A 23,156-nucleotide genomic window follows, 5' to 3' on the forward strand; every position below is an offset into this window, starting at 1 on the left:
CTCCATGGAGCTGTGACTGATGAAAAAAACCTTTGCCGTTTTCGTTTGCTTCGCCCTGTCGTGGTTCGCGGTCGCGGCCAACGCCCAGCTGGTGATCGAGATCACCAAGTCCGCCGAGGACGCGGTGCCGGTCGCCATCGTGCCGTTCGGCTGGGAGTCCAGCGGCGCCGCGCCTTTCGACGTGGCTGAAGTGGTCGCCGCCGACCTGCGACGCAGCGGTCGCTTCGCGCCGCTGGATCGCAAGGAAATGATCGATCGGCCCAGCCAGGGCGATCAGATCCGTTTCCAGGACTGGCGCTATCTCAAGACCGATTTCATCGCGGTCGGCAAACTGATGCCGGAAGGCCCGGGCTTCGCCGCCAACTTCGAGCTCTATAACGTGCTCACCGGTCAGCGCCTCGCGGGCCAGCGCCTCACCGCGAATGCCAATTCCATGCGCGCGCTCGCGCACCGGATTTCGGACATCATTTTCGAACAGCTGACCGGAGTGCGCGGCGCCTTCTCGACGCGCGTCGCCTTCATCAGCGCCGAAGGCACGCCGCCGAAGCAGCGTTACAAGCTCATCGTCTCCGACTACGACGGCGAGAATCAGCAGGTGATCACCAGCTCGGATGAACCGATCATGTCGCCGGCGTGGTCGCCCGATGGTCAGAGCCTCGCGTATGTCTCGTTCGAGACCAAGGCTTCGGCGGTCTATGTGCAAACACTGCGTACCGGCGAGCGTAAACGCGTGTCGGCACGCGCCGGTATCAATGGCGCTCCGGCGTGGTCGCCGGATGGCAAGACGCTGGCGATCACGTTGTCACGCAAGGACGGCGACGTGGACATCTATACGCTGGAGCTCAACAGCCAGGTGCTCACGCGCATGACGTTCGATCCCGGCATCGATACCGAGCCGAGCTGGTCCTCCGATGGCAAGAAGCTGTACTTCAACTCCGATCGTGCCGGCGGCCCGCAGATTTATGAGATCGAGGTCGCCAACCCGAATCGCGCCACGCGGGTCAGCTTCGAAAACGGCTACAACGCCCGGCCGCGCGTGTCGCCGAATGGCAAACAACTCGCGGTCGTGACCCTGGACCGTGGCAATTACCGAATTGCCATCATCGACCTGGCCTCCAAGGGCATGCAGGTGCTGTCCGAGGGGCGTCAGGATGAGAGTCCGAGCTTCGCGCCGAATGGCGCGGTGCTGATCTACGCCACGCAGGAGCGGGGCAAAGGTGTGCTGGCGACGGTGTCGACCGATGGACGCACCGCCGAGCGGTTCACCAATACCGTCGGTGAAGTGCGAGAGCCCGTTTGGGCGCCGTTCCCGCAGCGCTGAGCTGGAATTTGCCGGCCGCGGGCCGAAAAAAATCACAGGCAAAGCGCCGTGTCCAGGCCCGAATTGTGGCAAAATTCGCGGCAGTTTTGGTCTGTGAATGGCGACAAGGGATTTTTCAGCGGGTCCCGAGGTCGTAACAACTACTAAATTCAGGAGAGTGTAGATGCGTATGACTCGGCTGATGCTGATCGCGACGACTGGTCTGATGCTGGCGGCCTGCGGCAACAAGCCGTTGCCCGAGGCGCAGAACACCTCTGAGTCGGTGGGTCCTTCGACCAGCACCTCGGGTGCGGACAGCAGCGGCGTCGGCAGCAGCGCGCTGTCAGCCGAGCAGCAGGCGATGGAAGCGGCCAAGGCCGCCGGTGTGATCGTTTACTTCGATTACGACCGCGCCGAGATCAAGCCGGAGTTCGTGCCGGTGGTCGCCGCCCACGCCAAATTCCTGAACGGCAGCCCGACCCGCAAGATTCGTCTCGAGGGTCACTCCGACGAGCGCGGCTCGCGTGAGTACAACATTGGTCTGGGCGAGCGTCGTGCGCAGGCCGTGCGTCGCGCGCTGATGCTCCAGGGCGTGACTGAAAATCAGATCACCACCGTGAGCTACGGCGAAGAGCGTCCGGCCGTGCAGGGCAGTGACGAGGCGGCCTACGCCAAGAACCGCCGCGTCGAGCTGGTCTACGGTCGATGAGCCGAGCCGCCATGACATTGCTGCCGAACATTACTGCCGTTCGCGTCGGACTGATCGCCGTCGCGGCGACAGTGCTGTCGGGCTGTGCGACCACACCGCCGGAAGCCGATCCGACGGTGCAGAAGCTGTCGGAGCTCGACAGCCGTCTGTTGCGTCTCGAGCGCGTGCTCGCCAATCAAAGCCTGCTCGATCTGTCGCAACGGATCGAAGCGGCCCAGGCGGAAACGCGCGTACTGCGAGGCCAGCTCGATGAGCTGCAACACCAGGCGACGCAGAGCCAGACGCAGCAGCGCGAAATGTATGGCGATGTCGATCGGCGGCTGTCGGCGCTCGAAGGCAATCCCGGTGCGGCGGCGTCCAATGCGGCGCCGGCCACGGGCGGTCTGCCGATTCCGCAAGGCGACGATCGCGCCAACTATCAGGCCGCGTTCGATCTGCTGAAGGATGCGAAATATCCGGAAGCGATCAGCGCGTTCAAGCAGTACCTGACCACGTTCCCGAACGGCCCGTTGGCCGACAACGCGCAGTACTGGCTGGGCGAGGCGCACTACGTCACCAAACAGTATCCGGATGCGTTGCGCGATTTCCGGACGGTGATCGAGAAGTATCCGGAGTCGCGCAAGATTCCGGATGCGTTGCTCAAGATCGGTTACTGCAACTACGAGCTGAAGAACTGGGGTGAGGCGCGCTCGGCGCTCAACCAGGTCGTGCAGCGTTTTGGCGATACCACCGCCGCCCGTCTCGCGAGCCAACGCATCGCGAAGCTGGATAGCGAGGGCAGATAGTTCATTGCGGGCGCTTCTTTTCGGAGCGCCTGCTGTGCTGCCATCGCTCGCGTGGTTAGATCAGTCTCATGAACCTCGCTGACTCAACCACTATCGATTCCGCCGTCACCGGCACCGGCGCCGCGCGCGTCAAGCTCACCGAGATCTTCCTGTCGATTCAAGGTGAAGCCGACAGCGTCGGTTGGCCCACGGTGTTCGTGCGTCTCACCGGCTGTCCGCTGCGTTGTCAGTACTGCGATACGGCTTATGCGTTTTACGGCGGCGAATGGTTTGCGCTCGACGATGTGCTGGCGCGGGTTGCCGCGTTCAATACCAGGCACATCTGTGTCACTGGCGGCGAGCCGCTGGCGCAGAAGGGCTGTTTTCCGCTGCTACAGAAACTTTGCGATGCCGGCTACAGCGTCTCGCTGGAAACCAGCGGTGCGATCGATGTGAGCAACGTCGATTCGCGCGTGGTGCGAGTCGTCGATGTGAAGACACCGGGAAGCGGCGAGGTCGGGCGCAATCGTTACGAGAATCTGGACGTGCTGCGGCCGGAAGAGCAGGTGAAGTTCGTGCTCTGCAGCCGCGCCGATTTCGAATGGGCCCGCGATTTGGTTCGCGAACGCCGGCTGTACGAGCGCTGCATGGTGCTGTTCAGCCCGAGCTACGGTCAGGTGGACGGGCGCGATCTGGCGCAGTGGGTGCTGGATGAGCGGCTGCCGGTGCGGCTGCAGATTCAGCTGCACAAGATTTTGTGGGGCGATACGCCCGGTAAATAGAGATTCGATCTGCGGACCCGCGGCAGCGTAGCCATGTGCTCTACCGGCCCGGACTGAAGAGAAGCTTGAGTAATGGCTAACAATCGCGCTGTCGTGCTGTTATCCGGTGGTCTGGATTCCGCCACCGTGCTTGCGATCGCCCGCGAGCAGGGCTTTCAGTGCTACGCGCTGAGCGTGGATTATGGTCAGCGGCATCGTGCCGAGCTGGACGCGGCGGCGCGCGTTGCTCAGTCCTTGGGCGTCGTCGAGCATCGCACCTTGCGCATCGACCTCGGCGGCATCGGCGGCTCGGCACTGACCGACACGAGCATCGCCGTGCCCGAGTCGCCGCAGGTGGGCATTCCCGTCACCTACGTCCCCGCGCGCAATACCGTCATGCTGTCCTTCGCCTTGGGCTGGGCCGAGGTGCTCGAAGCCCCGCGCATTTTCATCGGCGTGAACGCGGTCGATTATTCAGGCTATCCGGACTGCCGGCCGGCCTTCGTCGCCGCCTTCGAGCGGGTCGCGAACCTGGCCACGAAGGCGGGCGTGGAGGGCACGGTGGCGTTCAAGATCGTGACGCCGCTGATCGACCTGACCAAGGCCCAGATCATCCAGCGTGGCGTGTCCCTTGGCGTGGACTATTCACTGACAGTGTCCTGCTATCAGGCCGACGCCGACGGCCGGGCCTGTGGCAGCTGCGATTCCTGCCGCCTGCGCCGGTCCGGTTTCCAATCCGCCGGCGTGCCGGACCCGACGCGGTATTTTCGATGAATTTCCGCGCCTCTTTAGGTATGATGCGCGCCCCGTCAGGGCGGTGGGTCGGTAGCTCAGTTGGTAGAGCACTGGACTTTTAATCCATTGGTCGAGGGTTCGAATCCCTCCCGACCCACCATTTCAACTTCGCTGGGGGATGACGCGGCCCGAATTGCCGTACGTCGCGCTCCTTGCATTTTTAACATTACGTTTTAAATCTGCAAGGATGCTCGCCAGGTGGCCTGTAAGCGCAGCGCTACGGACTGGCGCCCTCCGGCACATAGATCAATCGGCCGTCCGACAGCCGATACGTGATGCCGGCTTTCACGCCTTCCCCCTCGCCGATCTCCGCGCCGGCCTCGTAGCGCCGCAGTTCCTCGCCTTGCTTGATGAGCATGCGTTGATCGGCCTGGCCGGGGTTCTCGATCACCACGACATTCTGTTTCGAGAACGGATTGAGCGGATTGCGCACGATCACGATCAGCAGAATGCCGATCACCACCAGGAACAGATCGATCAGGTTCACCAGCGACAGGATGGGATCGTCGGCTTCGTCATGTTCGAGAAAGCGGCTCATGCGGATGCCCCTGCGCGCTCGATCTCACGCAGCTCTTGCAACAGCCAGCGACGACGAATCGTGAGAACGAAGAAAGTAATACTGGCGCTGACGAGTGCGAGGATCACGGCCGAGAATGCAACCACCAGATTGTCGCCAACGCCCTGAGCATCGCTGCGCGTGAGCGCGAGCAGGGCGGGGCCCATCGGAATCATGGTGGCGACCAGACCCAGCATGGGAGCGCTGCGCGAAGTGATACGCAGCCACTCCAGGCGTTTCATGATCCACAGCTCCAGATCGTCGCTGCTGAATGGGTGCTGCTTGCCATATTCACCGAGGAGCGAGCGATAGGTCCCGCGACGACGTTGCCACGCTTCCACGGTGAACGCGCCGAGTGCGACGAACGCATAGATCAGCGCGGCGAGAATCAGCAGCAGGATGGGGGTCATGAACAGCCGGGTGAGGGCGTACAGAGTGCTTTCGAATTCATTCATGGGGAGTCATTCCGTTCATACAGGTTTTGCGAGGAAAGAAGTCTGTCGGGCTTGCAGTGCGCCGCCGCTGCCGAAGCACAAAAACAGTGCGAGCAGCGCCAGCCACAGGCGCCACAGCGGTTCAGGCGTGGTTTGCTGAGTTGTTTCTTTCAGGACCTGGCCGCGTACGGTAGGTACTGAAGCTGAAGCCGCAGTGGCATCGTTCGTCTTGCCGGGCTGCAATCCAAAGCCCGCTGCCATTTGCTGGGCAAACTCACGGGTGGCGGCCGCGCCGGTCGTCACGCCATTATCCGCCAACTCCTGCCAGCGCTCGGCGATTTCGCGACGCGTTTGCTCGCTGGCGTCCCAGTAACCTTTGCGAATGGCTTCGACCATGCGCTCCAGAACCTGTGCCTGCGCCGTTACGTTGTTCTTCTCGAACCATTGCTTCATGTCGAGCTGATGTTTGTCCATCACGTAGACGTCGTGCATCGCTTGCCACTGATCCGCGCGTACTGTGGCGGGATCGAGCGCTTGCCAGCCGAAGAGATTGTTGACGGTATCGACGATCTCCAGCGTGCCGGCGTAGCCCTCGGCTTGCATGGGCTTGATCCATTCCGGGTTCAGATAACGCGTGCGCATCTCCTCGGAAAGAAAGCTTGCGGCGGATACCACGCGGCCTTGCGGTCGTCGTTGGTCGGAGATGTAGAGCTCGGGGCTCGTGCCATTGAGGTGACGAACCGCGAGCGACAGCCCGCCGAGGAACTGAAACGGATCGTCGCCGGTGAGCACGCCATACAGATTGGAGGAGCGCGACAGCACGGCTGCCTGCACGCCTTTCAGCTGTTCAGCATAGACGTTTACCTTACCGGCGCTGACGCCCCAGTCCTTGCTGCCATAGGCATACTGCAGACGTGACAGGTACTGCTCGGCGAGCGGAGCGTCGTTCTCCCACGCCGTTGAATCCAGCACCGCATCGGACAAGCCGACGCCATAGTCGCCGGGCTGATTGCCAAACAAACGAATGGCGGCCATCCGCTCGGCCTGCGCGGCATCCATTCCTTGCTGCTTCAGACTGAGCGCCGCGGCCTTTGTGTTTTTCGCGACCGTGTTACCGGGCTCATCGAGTCGCGACAGGCGTTCAGTAGCTTCAGCGAGCAGACGCATGAAATTCTCAAACTGATCTCGATAGGCGCCAGTCACCTGCACGACGGCGTCGATGCGCGGGCGCCCGAGCTCACGCGCCGGAATGATATCGAGCGCGACGACGCGACCGCCTTCATCCCAACGCGGACGAAGCCCCATCGCATGCAGCACCTGGCTCTCGGTGATGCCCATGTGTCGCATGGCCTCCACCGACCACAAGCTGAAGGCGAGCTTCGTGGGCGCGGCGCCGGCGTGTTTGGCGCGATAGTCATCGACGAGTGCATTCAATGCGTCCTTGGCGGCATCGAACGCACTCCGCGTTGGCAGTTTGTCCGGCTCGAAACCGAACAGATTGCGACCGTTGGGCACCTCTGGGTTGCGCACCGGATCGCCGCCGGGACCGGGCGGCACGAAAGCTCCGGCGAGTCCACTGAGCAGTGCCGTCAGCTCGTGATTGGCGGCGAGGTGACGGTCCAGCTTGATGGCGCGCTCGACGAGGGGCTGCAGCGTTGGACTCAATTGCGACAGCGGCTGCTGCTCGCGCAGATGACGCTGCAAGAGTTTGTAGGGCGGCGTGGAGGCGAGCTGCGAGGAGTCACCGGTGAAGAATTCCTTGCCGGTGACTGCACCGGCCATCATGTGGCCGGGCGGATGAACTGCAGTCGATGCGGCGGGCGCCTGGTCGGCGGCGACTGCGTTCGCGAACTCATCGCCGAGTTGCTGGACCACGGTGCTCAGCCGGTGCTCGGGACTCGGTGACGATCCCAACGTATGCAATCCCAGGGGAATACTACGCTGCGCGAGTCCGTGCAGATGATCGTGAAACGCCGTGAGAAAGCCGTCGAAGTTCTCGCGCATGGCTGGCTCGGTCCAGTCCATGTCCTTTTGGAGCGAGTGTTCGATGATCAGCTGGCGCAGGTGCTCGGCGGTCCGGTCGCGAACCGCGCCCGGATCGAGCTGAATGTATTCATGCAGTAGTGCGTGAACCTCCGCGAGTTCTTTATAGAGGCCGGAGGGGGCGAACGGCGGCGTCTGGTGGCTGACGATCACCGCGCGACCGCGACGCTTGGCTTGCAAGGCTTCGCCGATGTTGTCCTGGATGTAGGGATAGAACACGGGCACGTCGCCAACTGCCAGTAATGGATAGTCATCGACGGAGAGCCCGCGATCTTTGCCGGGCAGCCATTCCTGCGTGCCGTGCGTGCCGAAGTGAATCAATGCGTGCGGCGCTTGTTCCCTCAGATACAAATAAGCCGCCATGTATAGATGATCGGGCGGCAGCGCGGCGTCGTGATATCCCTCGCCGGGCGTGCCACCACGAGGCATCTGAGGCATCAGTAGCAGATGACCGAGCTGCCAGCGCGGAATCACGAACTGCGGCGCGCCGTCGATCTGTCGAACGGCCCAGTGAGCTTGGGGGGCGCCCCAACGCTTACGCATCTGCGCACGGACGGCGGTCGAGGTCGTCGCCAGCCACTCATTATATTTTTTGACGGGCAGTGTGGCCGCTAGGCCTGAGCGGAGCAGATCGTCCAGCCGATCGTGGTGATACAGCACCGATAGCAGTCGCTGACCCGTGTCGATGATCTGTTGTTCGGTGGCGGGAGGAACCTGGTAGCCGGCGTCGTGTAAGGCGCGGGTCAATGATTCCAGGCTGCGCGGCACATTCAGATTCGAGGCGGAGAAGTTCTTCTCGCCTTGCGGATAGTTCCAGAACATCAACGCGAGGCGCTTTTCCGCCGGTGGTGTGTGACGCAGGTTCGCGAGCGCCGAGGCCTTGCGCAGGACCGCGTCGACCTGCGGCTGCATCGGGGCCAGCACACCCTCTTCGACGGCGGCGATGACCAGCGGATCGCTCATGCCCCAGGTCTCGTACACGGCGATGAAGGGGGCCACCAGACGCGACGGCGCGCCACTGGTTTCTTGCTTCCATTCTTCAATGTCGCCGTCCCGATAGTTCAATGTCTGTAACACCGGAATGCGCAGTTGCTCGAACTCGCGCATCCGCGCTCGGCCGTTGCCCATGTGCTGCATGTTGATGAGCACGTCGGCTCGCGCCGGCTGCAACATCTTCTTCAAGGCATCGGGATCTTCGCTGTCGAACCAGAAGGGCACCGGCATTTGTCCGAGCGCTTCGCTCCGGCGGATGACCGCATCGATCACCTGCGTTTGCAGGGTCGCAAACGCCGATGCGTGAATCGCGAGCCCAACGCGCGGGGCAGTTGTCTTCCAGCGCGGTTGTCCCCACGCAATGTAGTCGTCCAGCTTCGCGAACAGGCGTGGCGCATCGGGATGGTAGTAACCATTGACCGGCACGACCATCGGCGGCATCACCTTGGAAAGATCCTCCTTGTCATGCCACGCGCGAACGTAGGCGAAGAAGTTGCGCAGATTGGCCTCGCCACCATTGCGGTAATACTCGATGAGCGTTCGACCCTGGCGCTCGGGCAGTCCGGTATACGACTCGCGTCGGGTGGTGGCCTCGATTCGAGGAACATCGACGCGCGCCAATGTGTCGCCGACACTTTCATCGATGCGCTGTCGAGCGCTCTGCAAAGGGGCCTCGATGATCAGCAAGTCCGCTGCCCCGAGCCATTGCTGGGCGGGTTCCGGAAAGGCGTTGCCGTAGGTCCATTCGACGCGCACGCCGGCCGTTGCGCCGATGTCGCGAAGCTTTTCCAACCGTCCCTGGAGTACAGATTCGTCGGCCAGCACGCGGACCATTGGCGCACTTGCGTGCGCCAATGTGCTCGCGATGCTGGCGAGTGCCAGCGCGAGAAGTCTCCACGACATCAGAAACTCCCCGTGAAGCCCGCCGAGTACGAGCGACCCACTTCGACGTAGTTGAAGCGGGTGGACAGCTCAGCCAGGAGCTCATCCGTGAGATTGTCGCCGGACAAGTGCAGCTTGAACCGCGGGGTCAGTTGGTAGTTGAGATCCGCACCCCAGAGCGTGTAATCGGGCAGGCCATAGCGCACCTCGCTCGAATACATCGTTTGCTTGCCGTAGTAGTTGCCTCGAACCTGTGCATTGAGCTTGTCTGTGGCGAGCCATTTCAGCGTGAGGTTGGCGGCATGCTTGGGCTTCTCGGCCAGTGGCCGGTCGGCTGTCAGGTTCTTGGCGTTCAGGAACGTATAGTTCAGATCCAATGCCAGCTGCCGTGCCGGTGCGAAGGAGCTGGCGATCTCAACGCCCCGAATGCGCGCCTCGGCGACGTTCTCATAGTTCAACACTCGCAGGGCGTTGCAGTCCGCCGCGCAGAAGCTTTGAATCAGATCCTTCACGTCGTTCTGAAACAGCGTCGCCTGCAACGACCACCGATCTGCTCGATAGTGCGTGCCGAGCTCGTAGCTGGTGTTGAACTCCGGCTTGAGGTCGGGATTGCCGTAGACCACGAACGAGCTGGTCGTCACCGAATACTCCGGCGACAGCACTTTCAGATTCGGTGCCTTGAAGCCCCGACCGACGCCACCCTTGAAGATGAGATGGTCGGTCGCGTGATACACGGCATAGGCGCGGGGGCTGTTGTAACCGCCGAAGATGTCGTGGTCGTCGTAGCGCGTGCCCAGCACCAGCAGCCATCGCTGGACTTCGAGCTCGTCCTGCACGAACACCGCCCGATACCGTACGCTGTCGTAACCTTCGCGACTCATGGACGTGTCGAACAGTTCTTCCTCACGCCATTCGCCGCCGAGGCTGAGCCGGTTGGACTCGCCGAGATTCAGCGTCGTGCGCGCATCGTAGGTTCGGTCTTCGAGGCGCTGCGGACGCACTGGTGTGCCGCTCGATCGACGATTGGTTTTTTCGAGCCTGGTGCCATAGGCGCGGACGCTCGTTTCGCCCCAGTGCCAGCGTCCCGTGTGACTCAAAGCATACTGTTCACGATCGATCAGATCCGTCGAGACGTAATAGGTGCGGCCGGTGAGGGCATTGCGTTCGCGATCCTCGCTGCCTCGTCCGTAGTTCAGGCTGATCCGCTGCGCGTCGTCCGGCGTCCAGTTGAAGGCCAGATTGCCGTTGGTGACTTCGCGGCCTTCCATTTCCGACAGGCGCGGGTCGGTGGGACTGACGGTGGGCTCGCGGTCGCGAAATTCACCGTAGGCGGTGACGCCCAGTTTGTCTTGAACGAGCGGGCCGGAGACATACAGGCCGGTCTGCAAGACATCGCCGCCACGCCCGTCCTCACGCCATTCGCCGCGACTGGTCAGGCTGGCGCGCCATTCATCGGTGGCCGGTCGCGTGATGATGTTGATCACGCCGCCGAGTGCGTCCGATCCATACAACGACGACATCGGCCCTCGCACCACTTCGATGCGTTCGATGCCTTCCGTCGGCAGCCAGCCCACGTCGGCTTCTGAATGGCCGATCACGCTGGCGGTCTGGCTGACGCGGCGACCATCGATCATGGTCAGCGTGTACTCGTTGGACATCCCGCGAATGCTGATGCCGCGGCGAGCCAGTCCCACGCCGCCCACGTGCACACCGGCTGCACCCACCAGTGCATCGGCCAGATCCTGCACGGGGCGGTTGTTCAACTCCTCGCGACCGATGACGGTGATCGAGGCGGGCGCGTCCTCGACCTTCTGCTCGATGAACGAAGCGGTCACCACGACCTGCGGAATGTCTTCCGGCGTCTGTGCACCAGCGTTCTGAGCGGCAATCGAACCAAGCAATACAGATAAAGCAAGCAGCCGCGGCCGGCGGCTGACAGATGCTTGACTCACAAAATTCTCCCCAATAGCACGCCACGGGCGTGCGCAGCGGGTATTGCAGGTGACTGAATGTCACGCGCAGCCGCGGTCGGTCGCGCAGCTCAGCGCTGCACGAAGGTCATTTGAAAAACGACAGGGGATCAGACGAGAGGCGGGCCGCGACTGTAATAGCGTGCGGTTGCCGGCGCGGAGACGCTCGGAAGGATTTCAACCGGCGGCAGGAAGGCATGCCGCTGAGGAGCGGCGACGAATGCCACGACGACGGGCGCGGCACCGGAGCTGGGAACGGAGACGCAGAACGCGCAGAGCGCATGCGTGTTGTGGTGAGCGTCCTTGCCGTCGGCGTCGCCGAGATGGAAGTGCGACGCGACCGCCAGCATCCACAGGCACAGCGCGCCCGCCAGCACCAGGCTGAAGCGGCGCTGTAACCGGCGCAGAGCGGGTAGAGCGTGCGGGCGACTCATGACACAACGCAAACCAGGAGTGCGAATCGATCGCACGATATCACATGAGGCGATGTTTGGAAGAGGCTCCGGCGACGTTCCCTGTGCCCGGCGGGCGACGCCGTCATGAGGGTGGAGGGTTCCAATCGCACTCGACCCGACACGTTCGAAGGGCGCCTTTGGGGCCGGACGCGCAAATTCCGACCCGAGGTTTTTGCTGCCCGTAATTGCCTTTCTTGAAATCGACAGCGTCGAGGTCGTTGCTCATCATTCCACCACGTCCTGGGGGCGGTGGTGGAGAGCATGCAAGCGGATATCACGATCATCGGTGGAGGAATGGCGGGGGCGGCCGCGGCGTACTTTCTGTCGCGCGGTGCCGCTGTGGTTCTGCTCGAACGGGAGGAGGCTGCCGGGCTGCATAGCTCCGGGCGCTCGTCGGAACAGTTCACGGTCGGTATCAGTGCCGACACGATGCGCCGTCTGGCGCAGGCGAGCCGGCCATTCCTGGAGAATCCTCCGGGGGGTTTTGCGCCGCTGCCGCTGTTGGCCTCGCGCGGTTGTCTCACGGTGGGCCGGGCCGATCAGCAGGCTTCGTTGCAGCGCTTGTATGGCAGGTTGACCGGAGTGGGCGCCGAGGCGCGCTACGTCGACCGCAACGAAGCACTTCAATTGTTTCCGGCGCTGCGCGCGGAAAAGTTCGATAGCGGTGTGCTCGAGCCCGGTGCGATGGACATCGACGTCAACACGCTGTTGCAGGCCTACTTGCGCGGCGCCAGGGCGAACGGCGCAAAGATACTCACGAATGCCGGCGCCAACGCCATCGAGCGCAAGTCTGGCAAATGGATCGTGACGACTCCGGTGGGTGAAGTCGTATCTTCCATGGTTCTCAATGCAGCCGGCGCATGGGTCGACGACATCACCCGGCTCGCGGGTCTCGCGCCGATCGGCCTGACGCCGCATCGACGCACCGCTTTCACGTTCCTGCCGACCGGCATCGATGCGTCACGCTGGCCGCACGTCAGCAACGTCGACTATCGCTGGTATGTGAGTCCTCGCGGCGACAGCCTGGTCGGCAGTCTGGCCGACGCGGTGCCCGTGCCGCCGGGCGACGTCTATCCGGACGATATGGACGTTGCCCAGGGCATCGAGAACATCGAGCAGGACACGACGTTCAAGATCGATCGACCGCTCAGCAAGTGGGCCGGCCTGCGCAACTTCGTCGCCGACAAAAATCCTGTGTGCGGGACGCGCGTGGAGGCCGAGGGCTTCTTCTGGCTGGCCGGTCAGGGCGGCTGTGGAATTCTCACTTCACCGGCGCTGGGCCAGGCAGTGGCTGCATTGATGTCTGGCCGCGAACTGCCGGAAGAACAACGCACGCTGGGCCTCACGGCAGAGGCTCTTTCACCGAGTCGTAAAGAGTTGCAGTCATGACCCGTCGTCACATCTCCTCCGGCAGCGAGTTCGAGCGTACTTACAGTTACAGCCGCGCAATCGTGCTCGGCAATCATGTCTTGGTCTCCGGCACGACCGGTTACAACTACGCCACCAGTACCCTCGCGGAGGGTGCGCACGATCAGACTGTGCAGCTGTTTCGCAACGTCGAGTCCGCGCTGGCACAAGCCGGTGCGACGCTGAAGGACGTGATCCGGGTGCGCATGTATATCGCGCGGCCGGAGGACTACGAAACGATCATGCAGGTGTTCGCACGGACGTTTGCAGGGATCGATCCAACGTGCACGACGGTGCAGGCCGGGTTGTTCGATCCCGCGATCCGCATCGAGATGGACATGGATGCAGCGATCAATGCGGGCACTTAGTCTCTATCCTCACATTCCCGATGATGTGCTGGCGCGCATCGGCCCCCGGCCCAGCGTGTTCCCAAAGTCGGCCGATGTGGTGATCGTTGGCGGCGGCATCATGGGCTCGGCTGCGGCGTATTACCTTGCCAAGGCCGGCGTCGACGTGGTCCTGGTCGAGAAGGACAAAGTCGCGGCTCAGCAATCGGGGCGCAATTGGGGCTTCGTGCGCACCCAATATCGCGATCCGGCCGAGCTGCCGCTGGCGGTCGAGGCGCTCTCGCTGTGGCCCACGCTCGAGCAGGAGCTCGGCTCGCAACTCGCCTGGCGGCGCACCGGTTGTATCTTTCTGGCGCAGAGCGAAGCCGAGCTCGAGCAGTTCGAACAATGGCTGAATCTGACATGCTATATCGCGACCGACGCCCGCATGCTCTCGGGGCGCGAAGTGGCGGCGCTCATGCCGGCGTTGCGTGTCAAAGCGGCTGGCGCGCTGTACACGCGCTCGGACGGACAGGCCGAGCCGGGGTTGGCGACGACGGCTTTTGCACGCGCGGCCGAGAGCCTGGGCGCACAGATCCTGGAAGACTGCGGCGCGCTGGCGATCGATGCATCGGCCGGTGCGATCACGGGCGTGCTGACCGAGCATGGCTTCATCCGCTCGAACATGGTGATCTGCGCGGCCGGCGCCCACTCGCATCGTCTGCTCGGCAAGCTCGATTTGTTTCTGCCGCAGCAAGTGGTACGGAGCACCGTCTCACTCACGTCGCCGGCGCCGATGATCAGCGAAGCTTGTTTCTGCGGCTACGGCCTCGGTTTGCGACAGCGGCCCGACGGCTCGTGCATCGTCGCGGCAGAGTCGCTCTCGGATGTCGATCTCACATTGGATTCGATGCGCTCGGCGCGTTATTTCATTCCCGAGTTGTTACGCAACTGGCGCACGTTCTCGTTTCGTTTCGGCCGTCCGTTCATCGACGATCTGCACCGTCGACTCACCTTGCCGAAAGAGCGGCTGGCGCTGGAGCCGCGCCGTCCGCTCATCGCGCCGAATCGCAAGCGTGCCGCGAACAACGTCGGGTTGTTCCACGGTTTATTCGGTGGCGCGCACGACGTTGCCATCGTCAAGTCCTGGGCCGGGCAGATCGACGTGCTGCCCGATGCGTTGCCGGTCATCGATACGCCGGCGGCGGTGCGCGGCTTGATCGTGGCGACGGGATTTTCCGGTCACGGCTTCGGGCTCGGCCCGGCGGTCGGCAAGAACGTCGCGACGCTTGCCATGGGCGCGACCCCGAACGACGCGCTCAAGCCGCTGCGCCTGGAGCGATTCGCACTCGGCGAGTACGGGCGTTCTCATGCGCCGTTGTAGCGGCGCGCATTCGAGACGGGAGGCTGCTATGAACGAGCAAGATCGAAGCTACTACGCACGCGTGGCGCAAAGTGTGCGCTTGCCGGGGGCGATGGCCTTTATCGACGGCGCATACGTCGCACCGGCGTCGGGGGGCGTCATGGAGACGCGCAATCCGGCGACGGGGGAGGTCATCGGTACCGTCGCTGATTGTCAGGTCGCGGATGTGGATCGCGCGGTCGCCGCTGCCAGGCGAGCGTTCAACGACGGCGCGTGGTCGCGTTCGGCGCCCGAGGAACGCAAGCGTGTACTGCTGCGACTGGCACATCTGGTTCGCGCGCACAGCGAGCGACTCGCGGTGCTCGAAAGCCTCGACAGCGGCAAGCCCATTCGCGATTGTCTGCGCGAGATCGGGACCGAAGTGCCGGCGACGTTCGAATGGTATGCCGAGCTGATCGACAAGACGTTCGGCAAAGTGGCACCGACCGGCGCCGACGCCTGCGCGCTCATCATCAAAGAGCCGCTGGGCGTGGCCGGGCTGGTGCTGCCCTGGAATTTCCCGTTGCTGATGGCGGCCTGGAAGCTGGCGCCGGCGCTCGCTAGCGGTTGCTCGGCGGTGGTGAAGCCGGCGGAACAAACATCCTTGTCGACGCTGCGGCTCGCTGAGCTTGCGATGGAGGCGGGCTTGCCGCCGGGCGTACTGAATGTGGTGCCGGGGATGGGTGAGAGCGCGGGCCGCGCGATCGGTTGCCACAATGACATCGACGTGGTGTCGTTCACCGGCTCGACCGAAGTCGGTCGTTATTTCCTGCGCTATTCGAGCGACAGCAACCTGAAGCCGGTGGGCCTGGAAATGGGCGGCAAGAGCCCGTTCATCGTGCTGGCGGACGCCCCGGTCACCGAGGAGCTGATCGAAAACGCGATCACCTCGGCGTTCTGGAACGGCGGGCAGAATTGTTCGGCCAATATGCGCCAGCTCGTCGATGTCGCGGTTCGCGAGGAATTCCTGCAGCGGGTGGTCGAGCGCGCCGGGCGCATCGTGGTCGGCGATCCACTCGATCCGCGAACCCAGCTCGGCCCCATGATCACCCCGGAGCATCGCGATCGAGTGCTCGGCTACGTGGCGCAAGGCAAGGCCGAAGGCGCGCAGCTGGCGCTCGATCTGGCTCATGCCCATGACGACCGCCCCGGCTGGTTCGTCGGGCCGACGGTGTTCTCCAGCATGAGTGCCGACATGAAGATCGCGCGGGAGGAAATCTTCGGACCGGTGCTGGGCGTGATCGGGGTGCGCGGGCTCGAGGAGGCGTTGGCGGTGGCCAACGACACCGAATATGGCCTGCACGCGACGGTCTACACGCGCGATTTGAACAATGCGCTGGTGGCTGCCCGGCGGCTGGCCTGTGGGACGGTCGCCATCAACGGCTTCACCGAAGGCGACATCAAGACGCCCTTTGGCGGCTACAAACGATCCGGCTCGCTGGCGCGGGACAAGGGAACCGAGGCCATGGATCAGTACCTGCAGGCGAAGACCGTCTGGATGACGGTGCGGCAGCCGTGAGTGCGGTGCGCCCTTTGCGCACACAACGGGAGTATCCTTATGATCGGTTTATCCTCGGCCACCGCACAGAAGATCGCCCGCCATGCCGCGTCGGCTGCCATCGCTGAATGCCCTACGTTGTTTCGAGGTGGTGGCGACCCACCTGAGCATCAAGAAAGCCGCCGGCACGCTGCGGATCAGCGAAAGCGCCGTCAGTCGCCAGGTGCGCATCCTGGAAGATCAGCTCGGGGTGGCGCTGTTCAATCGCAACCACAACGGCCTGGAAATCACCGAGGCCGGCAGTGCGCTGGCCGAGAGCGCGCGCGGCGCCTTCGACCAGATCGCGAATACCATCGATTCGTTTCAGCGCGACCAGGACACCGTGCACATCCGTGTCTTGCCTACTTTCGCGCTCCGCTGGCTGTATCCGCGATTGCAGCGGTTCCAGGCGCAGAATCCGTTGATCCGGGTGGTCGTGCACACGCGTTGGCACGACATGGTGTCCGGCGACGGCGAGGCGCACCTGGGCATTCGCTATGGGTTGGGCAACTGGGCCGCCGAGCAGGCCACCGAGCTGTATCCGGAGTGGCTGACGCCGGTGTGTGCCGCAAGTTATCTCGCCGGCCGCAAGCTGGAATCCGCGCAGGATTTCGAGAAGCTCACGTTGCTGCATCCGTTGCCGAGCCGGGACGACTGGCGGGTCTGGTCGGAGCGCTGGGGCGGCGGCCGCTTCGACACCAATGGCGGCCTGGATTTCGACGGGCTGGATTGGGCGTTGCAGGCGGCGGAGGCCGGCTTCGGCATCGCCATCACGGACGTGGTGCTCGGTCACGATGCTCTCGAATCGGGACAGCTGATAGCACCGGTCGACAAATGCGTGCCGAGCGACGTGTCGTACTATCTGGTGCGCGCACCCGGTTTATCGGATCGCAGACAGGTGCGTCTGCTGCACGACTGGATCTGCGATGAGATCAGCGACGCACGCCAGATCATCGAACGTCATACCCATTGATGGGCGGCCGTGGCGAGGATGGCAGCACCTGCTGATTGCGCTGGGCGCATTGGCGCTGCCGCTGTCGGCCTCGGCCGGCGGGTCGGGAGATACGCTGCGTGTGTCCCTCACCTCGGATATCCGGAGCACCAATCCAGGCGTCAACCGCGACGCCAATACCGACACCGTGATGATGCATGTCCTGGAAGGACTGGTGGCCTATCGGGAGGATGGCAGCGTCGGGCCGCTGCTTGCCGAATCCATTGAGGTCTCAACAGACGGCACCGAGTACACCTTTCGCCTGCGACCGCAGGTACCCTTTCACAACGGAGCGTTGCTGACCGCGGACGATGTCGTTTGGTCGTGGCGACGGTATCTGGATCCGGCCACGGGCTGGAGTTGTTTGAGCGACTTCGACGGCTCACGCGGCCATCGCATCGAGTCGGTGACGGCCGTCGCCGTCGACCGCGTGGTTTTCAAGCTCAATCGTCCGCAGCCCCTGTTCCTGAGCCAGATGGCGGCGATCCAGTGTGGCGGCGGCGCGATCCTGCATCGCTCCTCGCTCAACGCGGATGGCAGTTGGAACGCCCCCGTCGCCACCGGGCCTTACCGGCTCGAGACCTGGAAGCGCGGGCAATACATCGACCTGCGTGCCTTCGACGGTTATCGCAGCCGAAGCGGCCCACGCGACGGCAATACGGGCGGCAAGATCGCGTCGGCAGCTCACGTGCGCTGGCTGATCATTCGCGATAGTGCCGCGCGGCTGGCGGCGCTGGTGAAGGGCCAGGTGGATGTGATGCCGGAGGTGCCGGCCGCGGAGACGGTGCAACTGCGGCGCATGCCCGGCATCACGCTGATCGCCAAACCGATGCTGGTCAACTACGCCATCTTGATTCAAGACCAGGCACCGCCGCTGGGCGATGTCCGCATCCGCCGTGCGCTGGCACTCAGCCTCGATCGGACGGCGATCGCCGCGCTGGTCACCAACGAGGTGGGTGTGGCGAACCCATCGGTCATTCCAAGCTCGAGTCCGTATCACTCGAAGCAGCATTTTGCAGGTGGCGAGCCTGACGTCCCGCAGGCGCGCGCATTGCTGGCGCAGGCCGGCTATCGAGGCGCGCCGATCGTGCTCACGACCAATCGCCGTTATCCGGCGATGTTCAACCAGGCGTTGCTGGTGCAGGCGATGGCGCGCCAGGCCGGCATCAATCTGCAGCTCGAAGTGCTGGAATGGGCCACGCAGCTGGATCGTTGGAAGTCGGGCAAATATCAGCTGATGTCGTTCGGGTTCACGGCGCGCGCCGATCCGTATCTGAATTACGACGCGATGCTCGGCGATCGCAGCCGCAGCCACACGAAGCTATGGGACAACCCGGTGGCGCTGGAACTGCAGCGTGCCGCGGGAGAAAGCTCCGATCGGTTGACGCGACAGCAATTGTTCGATCGCATGCACGAGCTGATGATCGCGGACTGTCCGCTGATCGTGCTGTACAGCCTGTCCGACGTAAATGCCGTGCGCAGCGGCGTGAGCGGCTTCGATTCCTGGGTGTTCGGGCGTGCGCGCCTGTGGGGCGTGCGCCCGGCATCCAGCTGACTCTCATTTTTGCACCCCGCGTTGCGGTTATTGAAATCGACACGGGATGCGGATGTTTGATGTAGTGAGCGCACAGAGCACACTTGGGGAGACAGCAATGATTCGCAACCGAGACCAGTCCAGAAGAACGGCGCCTCTCGCAACTGCCGTTGCAGTGATGCTCGCCACGCTCACACCGCTCGCCAGCCTTGCGGGCGAGGACGTCGACAAAGGGCCGGTGTGGCGCACGTGGACCGCGCGCGTTGCCGAAGACAAGATGGACGACTACCTCAACTATCTCACCAAGGTCTACCAGCACAACATGGCGGCGTGGAAGGCCGCCGGGCTGCTCACCGACTACAAGATCCTGGTCACGCAGCCGCAGGGTGTCGACGATCCGAATATTTTCATGATGTTCCAATACAAGAACATGGCGGCGCTGGACGCACCCTCGGCGCTGTGGGCCGAGGCCAGCAAGAAGGCGCTCGATCAGATCAAGGATCCGGAGGCGCGCAAGCTCATGGAGATCGATTACGAAGCGTGGCGCACGTTCACCGGTTGGGCCCCGACCGCTCGCGAGGTGATACTCAAATAGGCCGCGAGACATTCACTTCGCGAGGACGGGGCACAGGGCGTCGCCGCCGCGAGGCGGCGATGTTTTCAAGAATCGAAGCCGACACGACAGCGCATGTTACAGGCCATCAATCTCCGCAAGACCTATGACGGTCACACTGCCCTGGACAATCTCAACTTGCACGTCAAGGGCGGCGAGATCTATTGCCTGCTCGGCGCGAATGGCGCCGGCAAGAGCACCACGATCAATTTGTTTCTCAGCTTCCTGCAGCCGTGCTCCGGCCAGGCACTGGTCGATGGTCGGAGCGCGCAGGCGCATCCGCTCGAAACCAAACGCGCGCTCGCCTACATCCCCGAGATCGTGATGCTCTATCGCAATCTCACCGGCATCGAGAATCTGCGTTACTTCAGCACGCTCGCGGGGCACGCGCACTACTCGGACCGGGAATTGATCGGTTTTCTGCGCCGTGCCGGTCTGCCCGAGGATGCGCCACATCGGCGGGTGGGCGGCTACTCCAAGGGCATGCGTCAGAAGGTCGGTATCGCCATTGCGCTCGCCAAGCAGGCCAAGGCGCTGCTGCTCGATGAGCCGACGTCCGGGCTCGATCCCAAGGCCTCGAACGAGTTCTCCAGTCTGCTCACCGAACTGAGCGGGCAGGGGGTCGCCGTGCTGATGGCGACGCATGACTTGTTTCGTGCCAAGGAGAGCGGCACGCGCGCCGGCATCATGCGCCAGGGCCGCTTGCTGACCGAAGTCGCGATGAGCGACATCGGCCATGCCGATCTTGAGCGACTGTACCTCGACTTCATGCGCGATTGAGGTTGCCCGTCATGATCTGGCACATCGCACGCAAGGAATTCACCGAGATCACTCGCGACGGGCGCTTTCTATGGAGCAGCCTGATCGTCGCCGCGCTGCTGTTGTTATCGCTGGCCCTGGGCGCGTCGCGCTATGCCGATGAGAGCGAATTGCGTGCGGCGGCCGTGCGGGAAACGCGGCAACAATGGCTCGATCAAGGGGCCAAAGGTCCGCACTCGGCAGCCCACTACGGCGTCTATGCATTCAAGCCGGCGACGCCGCTCGCGCTGTTCGATCCCGGCATGAACGACTACACCGGCATCGTCACCATGCTGGAAGCTCACAAGGAAAATCAGGCGAGCTACAAGCCGGCGCAGGACGCCACGGCCTTGCAGCGCTTCGGCGATCTTTCCGGCGCGATGGTGCTGCAATTGCTGGTGCCGCTGCTGATCGTCCTGCTGTGCTTCGGCATGATTTCCGGCGAGCGCGAGGAGGGCACGCTGCGGCAGTTGTTGAGCGTCGGCGCGGATCAACGCGATCTGATTTGGGGCAAGGTACTCGCCGTTGCCATGGTTCTGACGCTGTTGCTGGTACCGGCGGCCGTCGTCGGCGGTTTGATCGCCGCGACTCAACTGCAAGCCGCCGATCGCCACGACCTGATCGATCTGCCGGCGAAGACCGCGATCCTCGCCGGCGCCTACCTGGTCTACTTCGGCATCTTCATCGTCGTGTCCATGTCGGCGTCGATCCTCATGCGCTCATCGAGTGCGGCGTTGACCATGCTGATGGCTTTCTGGATCGTCAGCGGCTTCTTGTTGCCACGAGCCGCGGCGGATATCAGCCGCCTCGTGCAGCCGACGCCATCCGCGCTGGAACTGTCGACGGCGGTGGCGCGCGACAAATCGAAAGGGCCGCATCCCCACGAGGTGAATCACCCGAATCACATCGCGTTTCGCGATGAGATGCTTCGCAAGTATGGAGTCACGCGCGTCGAGGAGCTGCCCTACAGCTTCATCGGGCTGGCCTTGCAGGCGGACGAAGAGCACGGCTTCAAGGTCTTCGACAAATACTATGGAGCGCTGCGCGAGGCGCACGATCGTCAGAACCGCCTGCAACAGCTCGCGGGTCTGTTCTCGCCGTACATCGCGATCCGCTCGGTATCGGCGGCGCTGTCCGGCACCGATATCTATTTCTTCCAGGACTTCGCCGCGGCCGGCGAGGCCTATCGTCGCAATCTCGTCAGAGTGATGAACGACGACCTGATGCGCAGGACGGCGGGCCAATCCAACTACGCTGCCGAATGGCAGTACCGCGGCAACAAGGAGCTGTGGGCCAAGGTGCCGCCGTTCGATTTCGATGCACCCTCGCTCGGCACGATTCTCCAACGCAATGTGACGCCACTGATCGTGCTGGCACTATGGTTGGTTGCGAGTATCGCCCTGCTGCGCGGTCTCGCCCGACGCATGCAGGTGGAACGACAATGATTGGAAACATCGTCAGGCACGAGTGGCTGCTGTTCCTCCGCGACCGGCTGTTGCTGATTACGGTCCCGGTGTATGCGTTGCTGATCGCCTATGCCGTCTATAACGGCGCGGCGTGGCAGGGCTTTTTGCAGCGGAGCACCACGGCGGCGCTCGCGCACGTGGAGCAGAACCTGGACGGCTTGCAGTCGATGCTGGATGACATCGAGCACGGAAAACCGTTCGGCGCTTACGAGGACCCGCGCAACCCAGGTTACTTCGCCCGCAGTCTCGGGTTCGAGATGGCGACCAAGCCTCCTGCGGCCACCGCGGCGCTCGCCGTAGGGCAGAGCGATCTCTATCCTTCTTATCTGAAGGTGCAGTGGCGGCAGGTGTTTTCGCAGACCAACCTCGACGAGACCGAGAATCCGGTCAATCTCGCGGCCGGTCGTTTCGATCTGGGCTACGTGCTGGTTTATCTGTTGCCGTTGCTCATCATTGCGTTGAGCTACGACATCCTCTCGGCGGAACGCGAGGGCGGCACGCAGGCGCTGCTGCTGTCCCAGCCGATCACGTTGCGCCAATTCGTCCTTGGCAAGATTCTGCTGCGAGGGATCGTCATCGTGAGCATCGCCACGGGCCTGTCGTTGCTCGGTGTGCTGGCGAGCAATCCCGGCATCATCGCGGCGGGTGAGGGGTGGCGGCTTGCCATGTGGGCCGCGATCGTCATCGGCTACGCCACCTTCTGGTTCGGCCTGGCGGTTTTGGTCAATGCACTGGCGAAGAAGTCCTCGACCAATGCCATCATCCTGATGGCCTGCTGGCTGGTGCTGGTGTTGATCGTGCCGGCGGCGCTGAACATGGTGGCGAAGGCGCTGTATCCGCTGCCCTCGCGTATCGAGCTGGTGCAGACCATGCGCCGGGCCGATGCGCAGGCGAAACAGGAGCAGCCCGCCTCGACCGATGCCAGCGCGACCGAGCTGGCAGCGCGGCTCGGCGAAGACGTGGTGGTCACGTCGCTGAATCAATATAACAAGCGCGTTTTGCCGCTGGAGCAGCGCGCCGAAGCCATCGCCGCTCCGATCTTCGAGCGCTTCGAGACCCGGCGCTCGGCACAGCAGGCATTCGCGCAGCGGCTGCGTTTCCTGAGTCCGGCCATCGTCGTTCAGACGGCGATCGGCGAGATCGCCGATACCAGCACCGCGTCATACGATCGATTCAGCGCGGCGGTACGCGCATATCAGCAACTGTGGCGCGCCTATTTCCTGCCGCGCGTGTTGAACGATCGGATGCTGACCCGCGCGGAGATGGTTGGTATTCCGCGTTTCAAATATGTGCCGGCCTCCGGCGGGGAAGTGTTTCGCCGCACGCTGGTGGACCTGCTGTCGCTGGCGCTGCTCGCGGTTGTCGTCATCATTGCCGGGTCGTTGCGTCTGCGACGCTACCCGGTCGCTGGAAGTTGAAG

The 23,156-nt window shown here is 63.3% G+C and carries 20 protein-coding genes and 1 tRNA gene; 16 read left to right on the plus strand and 5 right to left on the minus strand.

The window, feature by feature from the left end; genetic code table 11:
• Positions 1 to 19 precede the first annotated feature (19 nt).
• The 6 genes from tolB to EKO19_RS25170 all read left to right on the plus strand — a co-directional run bounded on the left by tolB (position 20) and on the right by EKO19_RS25170 (position 4,429).
• Complete coding sequence (gene tolB / locus EKO19_RS25145) at positions 20 to 1,321, plus strand: Tol-Pal system beta propeller repeat protein TolB (RefSeq protein WP_129779705.1); 1,302 nt, start codon at positions 20 to 22, stop codon at positions 1,319 to 1,321.
• A gap of 163 nt (positions 1,322 to 1,484) precedes the next feature.
• Positions 1,485 to 2,009 carry a peptidoglycan-associated lipoprotein Pal gene (pal, locus tag EKO19_RS25150; protein ID WP_129779707.1) on the plus strand — a complete coding sequence of 175 codons (525 nt, stop codon included), beginning with the start codon at positions 1,485 to 1,487 and terminating at the stop codon, positions 2,007 to 2,009.
• Between the two features lie 11 nt (positions 2,010 to 2,020).
• The gene (ybgF, locus tag EKO19_RS25155) at positions 2,021 to 2,794 is read left to right on the plus strand and encodes a tol-pal system protein YbgF (protein WP_175597183.1); all 774 of its coding nucleotides are present in this window, start codon (positions 2,021 to 2,023) and stop codon (positions 2,792 to 2,794) included.
• A 68-nt stretch (positions 2,795 to 2,862) separates the two neighbouring features.
• Positions 2,863 to 3,555: a 7-carboxy-7-deazaguanine synthase QueE gene (gene queE / locus EKO19_RS25160; RefSeq protein WP_129779711.1), complete on the plus strand. Its 693-nt coding sequence runs from the start codon at positions 2,863 to 2,865 to the stop codon at positions 3,553 to 3,555.
• A gap of 72 nt (positions 3,556 to 3,627) precedes the next feature.
• Positions 3,628 to 4,308, plus strand: coding sequence for a 7-cyano-7-deazaguanine synthase QueC (gene queC / locus EKO19_RS25165; protein ID WP_129779713.1), 681 nt, complete (start codon positions 3,628 to 3,630; stop codon positions 4,306 to 4,308).
• Between the two features lie 45 nt (positions 4,309 to 4,353).
• Positions 4,354 to 4,429, plus strand: a tRNA-Lys gene (locus EKO19_RS25170).
• A 117-nt stretch (positions 4,430 to 4,546) separates the two neighbouring features.
• Here EKO19_RS25170 and EKO19_RS25175 read toward each other — a convergent pair.
• The 5 genes from EKO19_RS25175 to EKO19_RS25195 form a co-directional block, all read right to left on the minus strand.
• Positions 4,547 to 4,867 (minus strand): DUF2149 domain-containing protein, encoded by a 321-nt coding sequence (locus EKO19_RS25175; protein WP_129779715.1) that lies wholly within the window; start codon positions 4,865 to 4,867, stop codon positions 4,547 to 4,549.
• Positions 4,864 to 5,340: a MotA/TolQ/ExbB proton channel family protein gene (locus tag EKO19_RS25180; RefSeq protein ID WP_129779717.1), complete on the minus strand. Its 477-nt coding sequence runs from the start codon at positions 5,338 to 5,340 to the stop codon at positions 4,864 to 4,866. Before EKO19_RS25180 ends, EKO19_RS25175 begins: the two co-directional genes overlap by 4 nt.
• Positions 5,341 to 5,355: 15 nt before the next feature.
• Complete coding sequence (gene cobN / locus EKO19_RS25185; protein ID WP_129779719.1) at positions 5,356 to 9,258, minus strand: cobaltochelatase subunit CobN; 3,903 nt, start codon at positions 9,256 to 9,258, stop codon at positions 5,356 to 5,358.
• A complete protein-coding gene (locus tag EKO19_RS25190; RefSeq protein ID WP_129779721.1) occupies positions 9,258 to 11,189 on the minus strand; it encodes a TonB-dependent receptor domain-containing protein in 1,932 nt (643 codons plus the stop codon). The genes cobN and EKO19_RS25190 overlap by 1 nt, the downstream gene beginning before the upstream one ends.
• 128 nt (positions 11,190 to 11,317) lie before the next feature.
• Positions 11,318 to 11,641: a hypothetical protein gene (locus EKO19_RS25195; RefSeq protein ID WP_129779723.1), complete on the minus strand. Its 324-nt coding sequence runs from the start codon at positions 11,639 to 11,641 to the stop codon at positions 11,318 to 11,320.
• A 282-nt stretch (positions 11,642 to 11,923) separates the two neighbouring features.
• Here EKO19_RS25195 and EKO19_RS25200 point away from each other — a divergent pair, with 282 nt between their 5' ends.
• The 10 genes from EKO19_RS25200 to EKO19_RS25245 all read left to right on the plus strand — a co-directional run bounded on the left by EKO19_RS25200 (position 11,924) and on the right by EKO19_RS25245 (position 23,154).
• Complete coding sequence (locus tag EKO19_RS25200) at positions 11,924 to 13,051, plus strand: NAD(P)/FAD-dependent oxidoreductase (RefSeq protein ID WP_129779725.1); 1,128 nt, start codon at positions 11,924 to 11,926, stop codon at positions 13,049 to 13,051.
• Complete coding sequence (locus EKO19_RS25205; RefSeq protein WP_129779726.1) at positions 13,048 to 13,437, plus strand: RidA family protein; 390 nt, start codon at positions 13,048 to 13,050, stop codon at positions 13,435 to 13,437. The genes EKO19_RS25200 and EKO19_RS25205 overlap by 4 nt, the downstream gene beginning before the upstream one ends.
• On the plus strand, positions 13,424 to 14,779 hold the full coding sequence (locus EKO19_RS25210; RefSeq protein WP_157995431.1) for an NAD(P)/FAD-dependent oxidoreductase: 1,356 nt from the start codon (positions 13,424 to 13,426) through the stop codon (positions 14,777 to 14,779). The genes EKO19_RS25205 and EKO19_RS25210 overlap by 14 nt, the downstream gene beginning before the upstream one ends.
• 28 nt (positions 14,780 to 14,807) lie before the next feature.
• Entirely contained in the window at positions 14,808 to 16,316 is a 1,509-nt protein-coding gene (locus tag EKO19_RS25215) for an aldehyde dehydrogenase (protein WP_129779730.1), read from the plus strand.
• 82 nt (positions 16,317 to 16,398) lie between these two features.
• Complete coding sequence (locus EKO19_RS25220; protein WP_129779732.1) at positions 16,399 to 17,307, plus strand: LysR substrate-binding domain-containing protein; 909 nt, start codon at positions 16,399 to 16,401, stop codon at positions 17,305 to 17,307.
• Entirely contained in the window at positions 17,261 to 18,880 is a 1,620-nt protein-coding gene (locus EKO19_RS25225) for an ABC transporter substrate-binding protein (protein WP_129779734.1), read from the plus strand. The genes EKO19_RS25220 and EKO19_RS25225 overlap by 47 nt, the downstream gene beginning before the upstream one ends.
• A 97-nt stretch (positions 18,881 to 18,977) precedes the next feature.
• A complete protein-coding gene (locus EKO19_RS25230; RefSeq protein ID WP_129779736.1) occupies positions 18,978 to 19,454 on the plus strand; it encodes a hypothetical protein in 477 nt (158 codons plus the stop codon).
• A gap of 93 nt (positions 19,455 to 19,547) precedes the next feature.
• The gene (locus EKO19_RS25235; protein WP_129779738.1) at positions 19,548 to 20,252 is read left to right on the plus strand and encodes an ABC transporter ATP-binding protein; all 705 of its coding nucleotides are present in this window, start codon (positions 19,548 to 19,550) and stop codon (positions 20,250 to 20,252) included.
• 11 nt (positions 20,253 to 20,263) lie between these two features.
• A complete protein-coding gene (locus EKO19_RS25240; RefSeq protein ID WP_129779740.1) occupies positions 20,264 to 21,715 on the plus strand; it encodes a DUF3526 domain-containing protein in 1,452 nt (483 codons plus the stop codon).
• The gene (locus EKO19_RS25245) at positions 21,712 to 23,154 is read left to right on the plus strand and encodes an ABC transporter permease subunit (protein ID WP_157995432.1); all 1,443 of its coding nucleotides are present in this window, start codon (positions 21,712 to 21,714) and stop codon (positions 23,152 to 23,154) included. Before EKO19_RS25240 ends, EKO19_RS25245 begins: the two co-directional genes overlap by 4 nt.
• The last annotated feature ends 2 nt before the right edge of the window (positions 23,155 to 23,156 follow it).

Source organism: Peristeroidobacter soli (assembly GCF_004138485.1).
Lineage (GTDB): Bacteria > Pseudomonadota > Gammaproteobacteria > Steroidobacterales > Steroidobacteraceae > Steroidobacter > Steroidobacter soli.

Excerpts from the sequence above, each read along its gene's own strand:
- EKO19_RS25240 (WP_129779740.1), top strand. The coding sequence starts at position 20,264 with ATGATCTGGCACATCGCACGCAAGGAATTCACCGAGATCACTCGCGAC.
- queE (WP_129779711.1), top strand. The coding sequence starts at position 2,863 with ATGAACCTCGCTGACTCAACCACTATCGATTCCGCCGTCACCGGCACC.
- queC (WP_129779713.1), top strand. The coding sequence starts at position 3,628 with ATGGCTAACAATCGCGCTGTCGTGCTGTTATCCGGTGGTCTGGATTCC.
- EKO19_RS25195 (WP_129779723.1), bottom strand. The coding sequence starts at position 11,641 with ATGAGTCGCCCGCACGCTCTACCCGCTCTGCGCCGGTTACAGCGCCGC.
- cobN (WP_129779719.1), bottom strand. The coding sequence starts at position 9,258 with ATGTCGTGGAGACTTCTCGCGCTGGCACTCGCCAGCATCGCGAGCACA.
- EKO19_RS25230 (WP_129779736.1), top strand. The coding sequence starts at position 18,978 with ATGATTCGCAACCGAGACCAGTCCAGAAGAACGGCGCCTCTCGCAACT.
- EKO19_RS25180 (WP_129779717.1), bottom strand. The coding sequence starts at position 5,340 with ATGAATGAATTCGAAAGCACTCTGTACGCCCTCACCCGGCTGTTCATG.
- EKO19_RS25200 (WP_129779725.1), top strand. The coding sequence starts at position 11,924 with ATGCAAGCGGATATCACGATCATCGGTGGAGGAATGGCGGGGGCGGCC.
- EKO19_RS25235 (WP_129779738.1), top strand. The coding sequence starts at position 19,548 with ATGTTACAGGCCATCAATCTCCGCAAGACCTATGACGGTCACACTGCC.
- EKO19_RS25210 (WP_157995431.1), top strand. The coding sequence starts at position 13,424 with ATGCGGGCACTTAGTCTCTATCCTCACATTCCCGATGATGTGCTGGCG.
- EKO19_RS25245 (WP_157995432.1), top strand. The coding sequence starts at position 21,712 with ATGATTGGAAACATCGTCAGGCACGAGTGGCTGCTGTTCCTCCGCGAC.
- EKO19_RS25175 (WP_129779715.1), bottom strand. The coding sequence starts at position 4,867 with ATGAGCCGCTTTCTCGAACATGACGAAGCCGACGATCCCATCCTGTCG.
- pal (WP_129779707.1), top strand. The coding sequence starts at position 1,485 with ATGCGTATGACTCGGCTGATGCTGATCGCGACGACTGGTCTGATGCTG.
- ybgF (WP_175597183.1), top strand. The coding sequence starts at position 2,021 with ATGACATTGCTGCCGAACATTACTGCCGTTCGCGTCGGACTGATCGCC.
- tolB (WP_129779705.1), top strand. The coding sequence starts at position 20 with ATGAAAAAAACCTTTGCCGTTTTCGTTTGCTTCGCCCTGTCGTGGTTC.
- EKO19_RS25205 (WP_129779726.1), top strand. The coding sequence starts at position 13,048 with ATGACCCGTCGTCACATCTCCTCCGGCAGCGAGTTCGAGCGTACTTAC.
- EKO19_RS25220 (WP_129779732.1), top strand. The coding sequence starts at position 16,399 with ATGCCGCGTCGGCTGCCATCGCTGAATGCCCTACGTTGTTTCGAGGTG.
- EKO19_RS25215 (WP_129779730.1), top strand. The coding sequence starts at position 14,808 with ATGAACGAGCAAGATCGAAGCTACTACGCACGCGTGGCGCAAAGTGTG.
- EKO19_RS25225 (WP_129779734.1), top strand. The coding sequence starts at position 17,261 with ATGAGATCAGCGACGCACGCCAGATCATCGAACGTCATACCCATTGAT.